Consider the following 13,808-nt stretch of genomic DNA (forward strand, 5'->3'; position numbering starts at 1 on the left):
CCACATGGTGTGCCACCCGCGGGCGGGTGTGATGTAGGAACGCGCCACCCCGGCCGCCGTCAGCCGTCCCAGCAATGGGAAGGGAAGCGGCCGGTACCGCCCGCGGACGCCCGAGAGGGACCGTCCGGGGGCGCCGGCCGCGGACCACGTGCATTCCCCAGGGTGCACGCCGGCCCGGGGACCGGGGGAGCGCGGCAACTCGTCGGCACACGAAGGGATCCGTTCCGCTCATGTATGCAGCCTCGTCCTCCGTGTCCGCCCCGCCCCGGCTCCGCCCTCCCCACGCCGGTGGCGGGCCGTACCTCGACCCCTCCCACGCCGCGGGGGCTGCCTTCGGGGGCGGACGGGCCCGGCGGACCCCGGGGCTGGGGGGGCAACCGCTCAGCGGGAGAATCGACTTGTCCGGCCCTCAGGGCACGCAATTGCGCACGGTGATCGCCGCAGTGCACCGCATCTGCCCGGAGTTCAACCCCGTCCAGGTTCTGCGCCGCAGCGGGCGCTCGGTCCTCCTGGTCGGCTCCACAGGCCGCACCACGGCAGTGGCCAAGTGTTTACTGGACCACTCACCGTCCTGGACCGAGCGGTTCCGGCACGAAATAGCTACATACCGTGCGTTCGTCCGCCACCGTCCGCCGGTGCGGGTGCCGCGGCTCATCGCCGCGGACCCCGACAACTGCACGCTGGTGATCGAGCGCATGCCCGGGCGTCCCGCGGCCCTGCAGCGGCACCCCTCGGAGGCGCCACCCCGTGCAGATGTGCGGGCCGCACTCGGCGCGATCTGCAGGGTCAACCTCTGGCGGCCGCCGGCCGGCATGTTCGACATGCCGCTGGACTACGGCAAGCGCATCGCCCGCTACCACGAGCTGGGCCTGCTGACCGACCGCGACATGGGCGATCTGCAGAAGCTGCTGCACGGGCTGGCGCACGTCCAGGGGCAGTTCTGCCACGGTGACGCCCAGCTGTCCAACATCCTCCTGGCCCCCACCGGCCCCGTGCTGGTGGACTGGGACCAGGCGGGCTGGTATCTCCCGGGCTACGACCTGGCCACGCTGTGGACGGTCCTCGGCGACGCTCCCGTGGCGCGCCGTCACATCAGCCAGGTCGCCCAGCAGGCCGGCACGGTGCAGCGTGACGCCTTCCTGGTGAATCTCATGCTCGTGCTGACCCGTGAGATCCGTACCTGTGAGACGGCCGTGCAGCGAGCGCTGCACGAGCCGGCCCCGGCGGCGCCCGGCGCGGCCGAGTCGGGTGAGGAGCAGCGGCTGCTGCTGCGCCGCCTGCACGACGACTGCGCACTCGCCAGGCGCGCCGTCCGGGCCGCGGTCGGCACCCGCTGACCCACCGCCTCCGCCCCCTCCGCGACACGCCGCGCACGCTGCGCGGCGTGTCGCCGTCTGCTCCGCAGGGAAGGTGCCGGGAAGCAAGAGGCGCAGCAGCAGCCGTGGGCAACATGCATCGCAACAGCATGATTGACGGAACGTCCGCCAGGGGCTACCTCTGGTTACGTCCGGTCCCGCACGCCCGATCGCGCCCCAGACCGTTCCCGCGCGTGGCACGGGCCCGCCCCGAGGAGGCTGCATTGCGAGGATCCGCTCCCCGACCGTGGACCGCCCCCCTCAGACCCCCGCGCAGAAGACGGGCCGCGTTCAGGGCGGCCGGAGTCATGGCTTCGGCCGCCCTGCTGCTGCCCCTGACGTCTCAAGCGACGGCCACGACCACGGCCACGGACCGGCAGCCGCCCTCCGGCGCCTTGCAACGGGCCTTCGCCGAGGCCTCCCGTGAGTACCGCGTCCCGCAGAGCGTGCTGCTGGGGGTCTCCTACCTGCAGTCGCGCTGGGACGCCCACGGCGGTGCGCCGAGCGTCACCGGCGGCTACGGCCCCATGCACCTCACCGATGCCGCCCACGCCCTGGCCGAGGCCCCGCACCACAGCGACGGCCGTGAGGACCCGCGGGGCGACGGCGCCCGCCCGGTCCCCCGGGCCGTCCGGCCGCCCGCCCTGCCGGCGGGTGAGGTCCCCGCGCGGCTGCGCACGCTGGAGCGGGCCGCGCAGGCGTCCGGCCTGTCGCGCGAGGCGCTGCGCCGGGATCCCGCCGCGAACGTCAAGGGGGGTGCCGCGCTGCTCGCGGCGGCCCAGAAGCGGCTGGGGCTGCCCCTGAGCACGGATCCCGCCGACTGGTACGGGGCGGTGGCGGGCTATCCGGGCGCGTCGGACACGGCGACGGCCGCGACCTTCGCCCGTGACGTCTTCGACGTGATGCGCTCGGGCGAGCGTCGCACCACCGATGCGGGCCAGCGGGTCGCCCTGCCGGGCACTCCGCGCCTGGCCGGGCGTACGGATCAGGTGCGGCGGCTGGGCCTGTCGGAGGCCCCGGACGAGGGGACCGAGTGCCCGAGGACGGTGGCCTGTGAGGCGATCCCCGCGCCGTACGAGAAGCTGCAGGGCGACAATTACGGCAATCACGATCTGGCGGACCGCCCGGCCTCCCAGAAGACCGAGTTCATCGTCATCCACGACACCGAGGGGTCCTGGGAGACGACGATCAAGCTGGTCAAGGACCCGGCCTACGTCTCGTGGAACTACACCGTGCGCTCCGCGGACGGGCACGTCGCCCAGCACGTGCGCACCAAGGACGTCGCCTGGCACGCGGGCAACTGGTACGTGAACGCCAAGTCGGTCGGCATCGAGCACGAGGGCTTCCTCGCCCAGCCCGACGCCTGGTATACGGAGGAGATGTACCGCACCTCGGCCCGTCTGGTGCGGCATCTGGCAGGACGGCTGAAGATCCCCCTGGACCGCCGGCACATCCTCGGTCACGACAACGTCCCCGGCACGACGCCGTCGACCATCAGGGGCATGCACACCGACCCCGGCCCGTACTGGGACTGGGCGCACTACTTCGACCTGATGGGCAAGCCGTTCCACCCCACGGGGGGCACGTCCGGCGGCATGGTCACCATCCTTCCCGACTACGACGCCCACCAGCCCGCGTACACCGGCTGTACGGCCCCCGCCAAGCCCTGCGCACCGCACGGCTCGGGTGCGGTGCGGCTGCACACGGCGCCGAGCGAGAAGGCGCCGCTGGTGAAGGACGCCGGGCTGCGCCCGGACGGCAGCGCGACCACGATCGACGTCAACGACACGGGTGCCCGCGCCTCGACGGGCCAGCAGTTCGCGGTGGCGGAGCGCAAGGGCTCCTGGACGGCGATCTGGTATCTGGGCCGGCGGGTGTGGTTCCGCAACCCGTGGTCGCAGCCGACCGCCGTCAACGCCTTCGGCCGGGTGGCCACCCCGAAGGAGGGTCTGGACGAGGTCGCGGTGTACGGGCGCGCCTATCCCGAGCAGGAGGCGTATCCCCCGGGCGTGCCGGTGCAAGCCCTGGCGCCGCTTCCGTACAAGCTGCTCGCCGGCCAGTCGTACGTCGTGGGGCCGCGGGTGCCGAGCGAGTATCTGTGGGCGAAGACCTTCGATCCCGCGGGCCACAAGGTGATCAAGGGCAAGGATGCGTACTACGAGATCCAGTTCGGGCACCGGGTGGCCTTTGTGAAGGCCGCTGATGTGACGGTGCGGCCCTCGAACCGGTAGCCCGGCGCACACGACGACGGAGCCCGGTACGGCGTCTGCCGTGCCGGGCTCCGGTGTGTGCGTGCGCGGGTGCGGTGGGACGGTGCGGGCTCCGGGAGGAGCGCGGCGTCAGGCCGTCTGGAACATCTCGGCGGGCAGCGGCTTGAGGAGCTGGTAGAGCTCGTCGGTGATGGGCCGGTCCCAGCTGGCGATGGTGACGAGGACGCCGTCGCTGCGGTCGAACTGGGTGCAGGAGATGCGGCCTTCGGAGCACTTGATGCGCCGGACGATCAGCAGATTGTCCTCGTGCATGACCGGGATGTCCTCGGTCTCCAGCACCTCCACCGGCTCGTCGTTGCCGAGGGCCTGGAGGAGCTGCGTGACCTCGAAGGGCACCTGACCCTCCTCGAGCTCGCGCACCGGGGAGCCCTCGGGCATATTGCCGATGATCATCGCCGGGCCGCGCCCGCCGAAGAGGTCGTAGCGGAGGAAGACACCCTGGCAGCTGCCGTCGGGCGCGGGCAGCAGCCCGGCCCCGAGATCGCCCGGCCAGTCCCCCGGGTCCATGGCCAGGACGTCGAAGTCCGGCCCGGTGGGCGTGGCGCTGCGGCGGCGGAGGAAGGACATGCCCACATCGTACGTGCCCGGGGCCGTTGCGTGGCGCCGGGGAGAGCAACGGCACGGCCGTCCGCGCGCCCTGCGGGACGGGCGGCGGGGCGGGCGTGCGAAGGGGCGGGTGGGGCGGGTGCGGGCCGCCCGGCAGGGGCGCGCCGTGACCGTCAGGCGGGGCGCCTGAGGGTGTCCAGGTGCCGGCGCAGCAGCTGCCGCAAGACGTCCGGGGTGAGCGTGGCGGGCTGGAGGACGGCCTGGAAGGTGAGGCCGTCGAGCAGGGCCGCCAGCCGCAGGCTCTCCGCACCGGTGTCCAGGTCGTCCGGGAGGGCGCCCGTCTCCTGGCCGCCGCGCAGGACGCGCGTCACGAGGGCGCGCATCCCTTCCTGCAACTCCAGGGCGTGGGGCAGCAGTCCGGGGCGGGTGCGGGCCGCGGTGGCGAAGGCGATCCAGAGGACGGCCTCTTCGTGGCGCTCCTCGTCGAGGGGGAGGAACTCGGCGAGCAGTTCTTCGGCGTGGATGCCGCGTCCGGCTGCGGCGGAAGGGTCGAGGAGGCGGTCGACGCGGGCGCGCACACGGCGGTCGATGCGGCCGGTCAGCTCCCCCATCGCGAAGATCACCAGTTCGTCGTGGTCGCTGAAGTAGTGGCGCACGGATCCGATGGCGAGACCCGCTTCTTCGGCGACGTTGCGCAGGGAGGCGGCCTCCAGGCCGCGCCGTCCCACGACGCGGAGGACGGCTTCGGCGACCGCCCTGCGGCGCGCCCGGGGGTCGACGATCTTCGGCATGCCGACTTTATAGCACGGTCGAGCTATCATCTTTTTGGCGCGACCGTGCCAAAAAGCGGAGCAAACCGAAGGGAGTGGCGGGTGGACGGCCGGCTGCTGGGGGCGATCATCGCCGTGGTGGTGATCGTCGTGGTGATCAAGCGACTGAAGGGGGAGCCGCTCAACGCGCGTGACCTGCTGGTACCGCCGGTGGTTCTGACCGCCATCGGCATCGTGTCCCTGGCGAAGGCACAGCAGGTGACGGGGACGGACCTGGCCTGGGTGATCCCCGGCGCCCTCCTGGGCTGCGGGCTCGGCGCGGTGCGCGGGAGCACCGTCCTGCTCTTCGAGAAGGGCGGAGCGCTCTGGCAGCGCTATACGGGCCGGACGTTCCTGGTCCTCGCGGGATCCCTGGTGATCATGGGCGGCTTCGGCCTGCTCGCCACGCACGCGGGCGTGTCCGAGGGCGCCCGGCCGGTGCAGTTGAACATCGGCGTCAGCTTCCTTGGCGAGGCGCTGGTCATCGGCGCGCGGGGCCTGGCGAGCGGGGTGCCCTTCGCCCCTGAGCGCCCGCGCCGCTGACGCCGCCGCGGGGCGCTCCCAGCAGGCGCCTCCCGCTGCGGAACGCGGTCAAAAGCCCGCCCGGACGCAGCTTGTGGGGGCGCTGTCCGGGCGGACCGACGGCCGAAGACGCCGCCGCGGGCGCACGCTACCAGTCAGTGACGAGGTCTCCCTTTCCCGGAATCGCCGGTCTGGAGCAAATGAGTGAATTCCCGAAACTTCCGTTATGAGCCCGAGTTACTCAGGTCGCTTCCCTGTCTGTGAGAGGCAGCTAATCGATCGAAAGGCACAGACGTGCTCAAGAAGGTACTCACGACGGCCGCCGTGACGGTTACCACAGTCGGCACCATCGCCGGCCCGGCCATGGCGATCGGCAACGACCAGGACGTGGCCAACGGCAACGCTTCGCACACCGGTTACGGCAACACGAAGACCGGCGGCAAGCAGAGCCCGCAGATGAGCCTGATCCAGGGCACGCTGAACAAGCCGTGCATCGGCATCGGGAAGATCGGCCTCCAGTCGCTCATCGCGCTGCTCAACATCGGCATTCAGGACGTGCCGATCCTCACTTCCCAGCAGCAGCAGCAGTGCACCGACAACTCGACGATCAGCGACGGCGACGACCCGCTGTCGCACATCCTCGACGAGATCCCGATCATTTCGGGCAACGGTTCGGGCAACAAGGGCGGCGGCCACCCCGGCCTGCACGGCCTGCACGGCGGCCACCCCGGCTTCGGCGGCCACTGAGCCACGCCGTCGTCGGACGGATCTCCCCCTGTCTCGGGTGCACGGGCCCCGGGGCAGGGGGATTCCCCTGTCCGGAACCTTGCAGGAACCTGCAGGTCAGGGCGGTGGGCGCCGGTCCCCGTCCGGGTCGTATACGATGACCGCGTGACTATGCTCGTCAAACGCCGCCACGTGGACCTCCTCCGCGTCACGAGCATGTCCTGTCGCCGCTACGGCTGACCTTTTCTTTCTTTCCGCCCAGCCCTTTCCACGGGCCGTGGCCTGTTTTTCCTTCTTACTTTTCCTGCCGTTTCCCGGTCCCGCTCCGCCCTGCCCGCGTACCCCGCGGCGGCAACGCGGCCGTCCGGCGCACCGCCGTACGGAAATCCGGGCCCTCACGCTGTGGACAACCCTCATGAGCAACAAGCTTCCCGTCCTCGACCTCTCCGCCGCCTCCGCCGGTCCCGAGGCCCGTGCCCGCTTCCACGAGGAGCTGCACTCGGCCGCCCGCGACGTGGGCTTCTTCCACCTCACCGGTCACGGCGTCAGCGAGGCCGAGACCGCCGACCTGTGGCGCACCATGCGCGAGTTCTTCGCGCTCCCCGAGGCCGACCGGCTGTCCGTCAGCAACCTCAACTCCCCGCACTTCCGCGGCTACACCCGCATCGGCGACGAGCGGACGGGCGGCAGCCGGGACTGGCGCGACCAGCTCGACATAGGCGCCGAGCGGGAGGCGCGCGCGCCCGGCGCGGACGAGCCGGGCTACTGGTGGCTGGAGGGCCCGAACCAGTGGCCCGCGGCCCTGCCCGAGCTGCGCACCGCCGCCCTGCGCTGGATCGACCGGCTGAGCAAGGTGGCCGAGCGGCTGCTGCACGAGCTGCTGGCCGCGATCGGCGCCCCCGAGGACTTCTACGACAAGGCCTTCGCCGACCGCCCCCACCTGCACCTGAAGCTGGTCCGCTACCCCGGCAGCGCCCCGGACGGCGCAGGCCAGGGCGTGGGCGCCCACAAGGACTACGGCTTCCTGACCCTGCTGCTGCAGGACGAGGTCGGCGGTCTCCAAGTGGAGGGGGCCGACGGGTCGTTCATCGACGTGCCGCCGGTTCCGGGCGCCTTCGTCATCAACCTCGGCGAGCTGCTGGAGGTGGCCACGAACGGCTACCTGAAGGCGACCAACCACCGCGTGGTCAGCCCGTCCGGCAGCCGTGAGCGCTTCTCCGTCCCGTTCTTCTACAACCCGCGCCTGGACGCCCGCATCGAGCCCGTGCCCTTCGCGCACGCCGACCGGGCCCCGGGCGTCACCCAGGACGACCGCAACCCGCTGTTCGCGGAGTACGGCCGCAACGAGATCAAGGGCTGGCTGCGCGCCCACCCGCAGGTGGCCGCCCGCCACCACGCCGCCCTGCTGACGGAGGGCACCCCTGTGGGCTGACCACTGGGCTGACCACCCGTCAGGTGAGGTCGAACTCGCCCTCGCGCGCGCCGAGTACGAACGCCCGCCAGTCCCCGGGGGTGAAGACCAGCGCGGGCCCGTCCGGATTGCGTCCGTTGCGCATGGCGATGAAGCCTTCGACGAAGGCGATCTGGACATCGCCGGTCCCCTGGCTGCTCGACAGCCAGGCGGCGTTGCCGAGGTCGAGCTCGGGCGCGATGCCGCCCGCCGGTCGTTCAGTCGTGCTCTCCGCCACTGCTGAAGCTCCTCCCGGTCGTCGTCCCGCGCCCACCCTAGCGAGCGCGGCGTGCGCCGGACAGGCCGCACGGCGGCGAACGCTCCGCCGTGCGCTCCTTCAGGTGGTGGGTGGTTCGTCGCCCACCACCCACATGGAGAAGAACTGCGCGCCCCCTCCGTAGGCGTGGCCGAGCGCCTTGCGGGCGCCGTCGACCTGGTGCTCCCCCGCCCTCCCCCGCACCTGGAGGGCTGCCTCGGCGAAGCGGATGAGGCCGGAGGCGCCGATGGGGTTGGTGGACAGGACGCCACCCGAGGGGTTGACGGGCAGTTCGCCGTCCAGCTCCGTGGCCCCGGAGGCGGTGAGCTTCCAGCCCTCGCCCGCGGCGGCGAAGCCGAGGTTCTCCAGCCACATCGGCTCGTACCAGCTGAAGGGTACGTACAGTTCGGCGGCGTCGATCTCGCGCCGCGGGTCGGTGACGCCCGCCTGCCGGTAGACCTCGGCGGCGCAGTCGCGGCCCGCGCGCGGCGAGACGAAGTCCTTTCCGGCGAAGAGCGTGGGTTCGCTGCGCATGGCGCCGCCGTGCACCCAGGCGGGCGGGTGCGGGGCGCGGGCGGCGCCGCGGCGGTCGGTGAGGACCATCGCGCAGGCGCCGTCGGAGGAGGGGCAGGTCTCGGAGTAGCGGACCGGGTCCCACAGCATGGGCGAGGACTGCACCCGCTCCAGGGTCAGGCCGTGCTCGTGCAGGTGGGCCCACGGGTTCTTCAGGGCGTTGCGGCGGTCCTTGTAGGCGACGAGCGAGCCCACGGAGGCGGGTGCTCCGCTGCGGCGCATGTAGGCCCGTACGTGCGGGGCGAAGAATCCTCCGGCGCCGGCCAGCAGGGGCTGCTGGAAGGGGACGGGCAGGGACAGGCCCCACATGGCGTTGGACTCCGACTGCTTCTCGAAGGCCACGGCGAGGACGGTCCGGTGGACGCGGGCCGCGATGAGGTCGGCGGCGACGAGGGCCGTGGAGCCGCCGACCGACCCGGCGGTGTGCACGCGCAGGACGGGCTTGCCGACGGCGCCGAGGGCGTCGGCGAGGCAGAGCTCGGGCATCATCACGCCCTCGAAGAAGTCGGGGGCCTTGCCGAGGACGACAGCATCGGTGTCCGCCCACGACAGCCCCGCGTCCTCCAGGGCCCGCACGGCGGCCTCGCGGACGAGTCCGGCCAGGGAGACGTCCCGGCGGGCCGCCGCGTGCTTGGTCTGGCCGATGCCGACGACGGCCACGGGTTCCTTGCTCACCGGCTCTCCCCCTCCAGCACGGCGACGAGGTTGTGCTGCAGGCAGGGCCCGGACGTGGCGTGGGCCAGGGCCCGGTCCGAGGCGCCCCGGTGAATGCGGGCGGCGGCCTCGCCGAGGCGGATCAGACCGGTGGCCATGACGGGGTCGGCGGCGAGCGCGCCGCCGGAGGGGTTGACCGTGACGGTGTCGTCCAGGCGCAGCGCCCTGCGCAGGACGACTTCCTGCGAGGTGAAGGGGGCGTGGAGCTCGGCCGTGTCGACGGGGGCGCGGAAGGCTCCGGCGCGTTCGGCCGCGAGGCGGGTGGACGGGGAGTCGGTGAGGTCCCGCAGACCCAGGGCCTGGGCCTCGATGCGGTGGTCGATGCCGCGGATCCAGGCAGGGCGGGCACACATGCGGCGCGCGGTGTCGCCGGCGGCGAGGACGACGGCGGCCGCTCCGTCGGTGACGGCCGGGCAGTCGCCCGCGCGCAGGGGCCGCACGACGTACTCGCCCGCGGGGGCCTCGCCGTCGCCCCGGCGGGCGAGGGCCGCCAGGGCCTCCTCGTCGGTGTGGCCGGCGTCGATGAGTGCCTGGGCCTGGAGGGCGGCCAGGGAGACGGAGTCGGGCCACAGGGGTGCGACGTAGTACGGGTCGAGCTGGCGGGTGAGGACGTCCCGCAGGGGGCCGGCGGAGGGCTTTCCGTGGGCGTAGACGAGGGCGGTGGCGGCCCGGCCGGTCAGGATCTTCACCCAGGCCTCGTGGAGCGCCCAGGCGCCGTCCGTCTCCACGTGGGACTCGGCGACGGGCGGCCAGGCGCCGACGCCGTCGAGGGTCAGGGTGAAGGAGAAGGGGCGGCCGGCGAGGTAGTCGCTCGAACCCGAGCAGGTGAAGTCCGCCTCGCCGGGGGCGAGTCCGGCCTGCTCCAGCGCCTCGTGCAGGACGGGCAGCAGCATCTCCGTCTCGGACAGCCCCTCGGCGGAGCCGCGGGGGTCGCTGCGGGCGAAGGCGACGATCGCGACGTCGCGCGGGGCCGCGCCGCGGTCGCCACCGCCCGCGTCGGCGGGCTTCACAGCAGCTCCTTGTAGGTGTCGTAGGCGGCGTCGGGTTCCCCGGTGGGCCGGTAGTGGTCGGGGTGGCGGCCGTCCGCGCTCCACACGGGCTCGACGCGCAGGCCCATGCGCACCTGGTCGTACGGGATGCCGCCGATGCGCCCGTGGAGGGCGAGGTCGGCTCCGTCCAGGGCGATGTGGGCGTAGACGTAGGGGACCTCGATGCCGGCGTCCTTGGCCTTGATGTTGACGACGCAGAAGGTGGTGACGGTCCCGCGCGGGCCGACCGCGACCTGCTCGGTCGCGGCGACGCCGCAGGTGGGGCAGGCGCCGCGGGGCGGGACGTGGACCTTGCGGCAGGAGGGGCAGCGTTCGCCGGTGATCCTCCGCTCGGCGAGGGCGGCGAGGTGGCGGCTCTGGGCCCGGCCGGGCGTGTAGGTGTAGTCGAGCCGGGCGGGGGTGACGATGCCCGTGACGGGGTCGGCGAAGTCGCCGTCGTGCGGTACGGGCGTCCGGGGGCCGGCCGCGCTGTCGTCCTCGTGCGGGTCGCAGGGCTCGAAGCAGCCGATGTCGGTGATGGCGCCGGTGCGCTCCGGTGCCCAGCGGATGCGCACGCGCATGCCGGTCCGTACGGCGTGGGGGCCGGGGGCGTCGAGGACGTGCAGGAGGGCGGTGTCGGCGCCGTCGAGGCGCACCAGGACCCAGGCGAAGGGGGTGCGCAGAGGCTGGCGGGGCCGGGGAGCGGGGTTCCAGGCCCAGGTGGTGACGGTGCCGGTGGGGGCGACCTCGGCCAGGTCGCGGATCTCCTCGGCGGTGACGGGGTCGTACTCGACGGGCGGGACGAGGACGCGCCCGTCACTGGTGCGCACGCCGAGGACCGTGCGCTCGCGGAGGCCGGTGAGGAAGGCGCTCTGCACGGGGCCGAGGGAGCGGGTGAAGGGGAAGGAGACGGTCAGGGGTGCGGTGAGGATCTCCGGCACGGCGGGGCTCCCTTCAGGCGCGCCGGTAGACGGCCGGGCGCTTCTCGGCGAAGGCCCGGGTGCCCTCTTGCGCATCGGCGCTGGCGAGGACGGGCCGGCCGCGTTCGAGTTCGAGGGCGAGGCCGTCGGCTTCGGCGAGGCCGGCGGTGTCGTGGACGCAGGCCTTGACGGCCTCGACGGCCAGCGGGCCGTTGGCGTTGATCAGTGCGGCGGTCTCCAGGGCCCGCTCCAGGGCGGTGCCGTCGGGGACGACGTGGCCGATCAGTCCGATGCCCGCGGCCTCGGCGGCGGTGTAGGGGCGGCCGGTGAGCAGCATCTCCAGGGCGTGCGTGCGCGGGATCTGGCGCGGGAGGCGGACGGTGGAGCCGCCGACGGGGAAGAGGCCGCGGCGCACCTCGAAGAGGCCGAAGACGGCGCTCTCCCCGGCGATGCGGATGTCGGTGCCCTGGAGGATCTCGGTGCCGCCCGCGACGCAGGGCCCCTCGACCGCGGCGATGACCGGTTTGCGCGGCCGGTGGTGCCGGAGCATCGCCTTCCAGTGCAGGTCGGGGTCGGCCTGGAAGCGGGCGCGGTACGGGTCGTCCGCGGGGTTCGGCCCGTGCAGGGCCTTGAGGTCCATGCCGGAGCAGAAGGCCCCGCCCGCGCCGGTGAGGACGACGGAGCGGACGGCGTCGTCCCGGTCGGCCTCCAGCCAGCCGTCGTGGAGCCCGGCCAGCATCGGCAGCGACAGGGCGTTCCTCGCTTCCGGCCGGTTGAGGGTGAGCACCAGCGTGGCGCCGGTGCGTTCGACCGTGAGGTGTTCGGTCCCGCTCATGGGTGGCCCTCCCGTCCCGGTGACCAGAACAGGGTGCAGGAGGCGTGTCCGGGGTACAAGAGTTTTCTGACTTCCCGTCAGATTTCTTGGGCGCCGTCCCTTCCTCCCCGCGGCGCGCGGCGCTCTAATGGCCCCGCGGCCGCCGTTCCCCCGGACAGGAGGAGACGTGGACTACAACCTCGCCGATCTCTTCGAGTCGGTCGTGGACGCGGTGCCCGGCCGGGAGGCGCTGGTCCACGCGGACCTCCCCGGGAGCGGCGCCGGGCGCCGGATGACGTACGCACAGCTCGACGCGGCGGCCAACCGGCTGGGGCACCACCTGCGCGACAGCGGGATCCGGACCGGCGACCACGTCGGGCTGCACCTGTACAACGGCGTCGAGTACCTGCAGGCATTCTGGGCGTGCCTGAAGATCCGGGCGGTGCCCGTCAACGTCAACTACCGCTACGTCGAGGACGAGCTGGCCTACCTCTACCGCGACGCCGACCTCGTGGCCCTGGTCTTCGATGCCGCCTTCACCGGCCGGGTGGCCGCGGCGCTGCCCCGTACGGAGCTGCTGCGCCACCTCGTGCGCGTCGGCACGCCTCCGCACGGGGCCCCCGAACCGGCCCTCGTGCCCGTCCCCTTCGCGGAGGCCGAGGCGTCGGGACCGCCCCTGCGCGGCTTCGGGCCACGCTCGGGGGACGACCAGGTCATCATCTACACGGGCGGCACGACGGGCCTGCCCAAGGGCGTGATGTGGCGGCAGGAGGACCTGTTCTTCTCCGGGCTCGGCGGCGGAGCGCCCACGGGCGAACCGGTCCGGCGCCCCCGGGAGCTGGCCGCACGTGTCGCGCAAGGGGGCGAGGGCCTGGTCTTCTTCCCCACCGCACCGCTGATGCACGGCACGTCCACGCTGACCGCGCTCATCGCCTTCGACTACGGCCAGAAGGTCGTGCTGCACCGGAAGTTCGCCCCCGAGGAAGTGCTGCGCACCGTGGAGCAGGAGAAGGTCACCTGCATCTCGCTGGTCGGTGACGCGATGCTGCGCCCCCTGGTGGACGCGCTGGCCGGGCCGATGCGGGGCACCGACTGCTCGTCGCTGTTCAGCGTCAGCAGTTCGGGCGCGGTGCTCTCGGCCACCGTGCGGGAGCAGTTCACGGCCCTGCTGCCGCACGTGACGCTGCTGAACAACTTCGGCTCCTCGGAGTCGGGCTTCAACGGGACCGCGACGGAGGGGGCGGGCGGCGCGAGCGCGGGCGGCGGCCTGCGGCTGCGCGTCAACGACCGCACGGCCGTCGTCGACCCGGTCACGCACGAACCCGTGGCGCCCGGCGAGGAGGGGCGCGTCGCCCAGCGCGGCCACGTACCGCTCGGCTACTACAACGACCCCGCCCGGACCGCGGCGACGTTCTTCCGGGCCGGCGGTGAACGGTGGGTGCTGCTCGGCGACATGGCGAGGGCCGGTGCCGACGGCGAGATCACCGTGCTGGGGCGGGGCTCGCAGTGCATCAACACCGGCGGCGAGAAGGTGTACCCGGAGGAGGTCGAGCAGACGCTCAAGGCCCATCCGGACGTGTACGACGTGCTGGTCGCGGGCGTTCCGGACGAGCGGTGGGGGCAGCGCGTGGCCGCCGTCGTCCAGCCGCGCGAGGGGGCGGAGCCCCTGACCCTGGACGGGCTGCAGGCGCACTGCCGGGCGCGGCTGGCGGGGTACAAGGTGCCGCGCAGTGTGGTCTTCACGGAGCGGATCCGCAGATCACCGAGCGGGAAGGCCGACTACCGGTGGGCGCGGGCGGTCGCGGAGGCCGGAGCCTGACCGTTC

The 13,808-nt window shown here is 73.1% G+C and carries 14 protein-coding genes; 7 read left to right on the forward strand and 7 right to left on the reverse strand.

The features are described 5' to 3' along the window. The first annotated feature begins 230 nt into the window (after positions 1-230). Together FGW37_RS03420 and FGW37_RS03425 are read left to right on the forward strand one after the other, a co-directional pair. The gene (locus FGW37_RS03420; RefSeq protein ID WP_179079693.1) at positions 231-1,337 is read left to right on the forward strand and encodes an aminoglycoside phosphotransferase family protein; all 1,107 of its coding nucleotides are present in this window, start codon (positions 231-233) and stop codon (positions 1,335-1,337) included. Between the two features lie 242 nt (positions 1,338-1,579). Further along, the gene (locus FGW37_RS03425; RefSeq protein WP_425506480.1) at positions 1,580-3,586 is read left to right on the forward strand and encodes an N-acetylmuramoyl-L-alanine amidase; all 2,007 of its coding nucleotides are present in this window, start codon (positions 1,580-1,582) and stop codon (positions 3,584-3,586) included. A 108-nt stretch (positions 3,587-3,694) separates the two neighbouring features. Here FGW37_RS03425 and FGW37_RS03430 read toward each other — a convergent pair whose 3' ends face one another. Both FGW37_RS03430 and FGW37_RS03435 read right to left on the reverse strand, forming a co-directional pair. Further along, a complete protein-coding gene (locus FGW37_RS03430; protein WP_058041529.1) occupies positions 3,695-4,192 on the reverse strand; it encodes a hypothetical protein in 498 nt (165 codons plus the stop codon). A gap of 152 nt (positions 4,193-4,344) precedes the next feature. Continuing rightward, positions 4,345-4,962 (reverse strand): TetR/AcrR family transcriptional regulator, encoded by a 618-nt coding sequence (locus FGW37_RS03435; RefSeq protein ID WP_179079695.1) that lies wholly within the window; start codon positions 4,960-4,962, stop codon positions 4,345-4,347. Positions 4,963-5,043: 81 nt separating this feature from the next. Here FGW37_RS03435 and FGW37_RS03440 point away from each other — a divergent pair, with 81 nt between their 5' ends. The 4 genes from FGW37_RS03440 (at position 5,044) to FGW37_RS03450 (ending at position 7,660) form a co-directional block, all read left to right on the forward strand. Continuing rightward, positions 5,044-5,523 carry a DUF1453 family protein gene (locus tag FGW37_RS03440; protein WP_179079696.1) on the forward strand — a complete coding sequence of 160 codons (480 nt, stop codon included), beginning with the start codon at positions 5,044-5,046 and terminating at the stop codon, positions 5,521-5,523. Positions 5,524-5,796: 273 nt separating this feature from the next. Then, on the forward strand, positions 5,797-6,249 hold the full coding sequence (locus tag FGW37_RS03445) for a rodlin (RefSeq protein ID WP_246430247.1): 453 nt from the start codon (positions 5,797-5,799) through the stop codon (positions 6,247-6,249). Positions 6,250-6,393: 144 nt separating this feature from the next. After that, positions 6,394-6,468: a putative leader peptide gene (locus FGW37_RS34075; protein ID WP_353620260.1), complete on the forward strand. Its 75-nt coding sequence runs from the start codon at positions 6,394-6,396 to the stop codon at positions 6,466-6,468. 175 nt (positions 6,469-6,643) lie between these two features. Next, the gene (locus FGW37_RS03450) at positions 6,644-7,660 is read left to right on the forward strand and encodes an isopenicillin N synthase family dioxygenase (protein WP_179079697.1); all 1,017 of its coding nucleotides are present in this window, start codon (positions 6,644-6,646) and stop codon (positions 7,658-7,660) included. 19 nt (positions 7,661-7,679) lie between these two features. Here FGW37_RS03450 and FGW37_RS03455 read toward each other — a convergent pair whose 3' ends face one another. The 5 genes from FGW37_RS03455 to FGW37_RS03475 all read right to left on the reverse strand — a co-directional run bounded on the left by FGW37_RS03455 (position 7,680) and on the right by FGW37_RS03475 (position 12,004). Further along, positions 7,680-7,916, reverse strand: coding sequence for a DUF397 domain-containing protein (locus FGW37_RS03455; protein ID WP_179079698.1), 237 nt, complete (start codon positions 7,914-7,916; stop codon positions 7,680-7,682). Between the two features lie 99 nt (positions 7,917-8,015). Beyond that, on the reverse strand, positions 8,016-9,182 hold the full coding sequence (locus FGW37_RS03460; RefSeq protein ID WP_179079699.1) for a thiolase domain-containing protein: 1,167 nt from the start codon (positions 9,180-9,182) through the stop codon (positions 8,016-8,018). After that, positions 9,179-10,231 (reverse strand): lipid-transfer protein, encoded by a 1,053-nt coding sequence (locus tag FGW37_RS03465; RefSeq protein WP_179079700.1) that lies wholly within the window; start codon positions 10,229-10,231, stop codon positions 9,179-9,181. The genes FGW37_RS03460 and FGW37_RS03465 overlap by 4 nt, the downstream gene beginning before the upstream one ends. Continuing rightward, complete coding sequence (locus FGW37_RS03470; protein ID WP_179079701.1) at positions 10,228-11,190, reverse strand: Zn-ribbon domain-containing OB-fold protein; 963 nt, start codon at positions 11,188-11,190, stop codon at positions 10,228-10,230. Before FGW37_RS03470 ends, FGW37_RS03465 begins: the two co-directional genes overlap by 4 nt. Positions 11,191-11,203: 13 nt before the next feature. Further along, positions 11,204-12,004, reverse strand: coding sequence for a crotonase/enoyl-CoA hydratase family protein (locus tag FGW37_RS03475; RefSeq protein WP_179079702.1), 801 nt, complete (start codon positions 12,002-12,004; stop codon positions 11,204-11,206). A 166-nt stretch (positions 12,005-12,170) separates the two neighbouring features. Here FGW37_RS03475 and FGW37_RS03480 point away from each other — a divergent pair, with 166 nt between their 5' ends. Further along, positions 12,171-13,802 carry an acyl-CoA synthetase gene (locus tag FGW37_RS03480; protein WP_179079703.1) on the forward strand — a complete coding sequence of 544 codons (1,632 nt, stop codon included), beginning with the start codon at positions 12,171-12,173 and terminating at the stop codon, positions 13,800-13,802. Positions 13,803-13,808: the final 6 nt, after the last annotated feature.

It is taken from the genome of Streptomyces rectiverticillatus, assembly GCF_013394065.1.
Taxonomy (GTDB): Bacteria; Actinomycetota; Actinomycetes; order Streptomycetales; family Streptomycetaceae; genus Streptomyces; species Streptomyces rectiverticillatus.